This window comes from Rickettsia endosymbiont of Culicoides newsteadi, assembly GCF_002259525.1.
Taxonomy (GTDB): Bacteria; Pseudomonadota; Alphaproteobacteria; order Rickettsiales; family Rickettsiaceae; genus Tisiphia.
On record NZ_MWZE01000178.1, the window covers coordinates 1 to 733 of the forward strand.

A 733-nucleotide genomic window follows, 5' to 3' on the forward strand; every position below is an offset into this window, starting at 1 on the left:
GCTAGGCTAGCTTGTTTGTGCTATTATTTACTTAATAAAGTTTATAATATATTTCTAATATGACAGTAGAATTTTTCGATAATATATCAACCAAAGAAACTAATATTGTTAAAGATAACAATAAACCACCGAGAATGAGGATAGGTACCGATAATTTTGAGACGTTATTGCTAAATAGTGATGTATTTGTTGATAAAAGCCTAATGATCAAAGAATTATTGGAAGATAGTGGAGAAGTAATCCTAATCACCAGACCAAGGCGGTGGGGTAAGAGCTTGAATATGAACATGCTCCAGAAATTTTTTGAGATAGAGGTGGATGAGAGAGGTATGCCTTTACCTGAAGAGGATAGAGTAAATAACAAGCTATTTACAGGTGGTACAGTAGATTTAGGTATTAAAGGAAAAAGGACTTTAGAACCTTTAAAGATTAACGGTAATGAATATGCCATGATTCAACAAGGTCAATTTCCGGTGATTTTGCTCAATCTTAAAGATGTTAAAGGCAGTAACTACCAGGAAATTGAGAATGGAATAAAAAATCAAGTAACTAATTTGTTTACAAACCATCGATATTTAAAGCGTTATATAACAACAGATGAAAAATTACTAGATGAGGCACAAAAGGAAAAGTTAAATCGATATTTTACAGGAAAGCTTGATAAGGAAGACTTAAAAGATAGTTTACGGGTTTTGAGTGAAGTATTGTACAAACATTTTGGTCAAAAAGTTTA

Annotated in this window: 1 protein-coding gene; it reads left to right on the forward strand. The window is 31.7% G+C overall.

Annotation, left to right across the window (positions count from 1 at the left end):
- Positions 1-59: 59 nt before the first annotated feature.
- The coding region (locus RiCNE_RS07145) for an AAA family ATPase (RefSeq protein ID WP_157905727.1) at positions 60-733 on the forward strand (674 nt) is incomplete at its 3' end.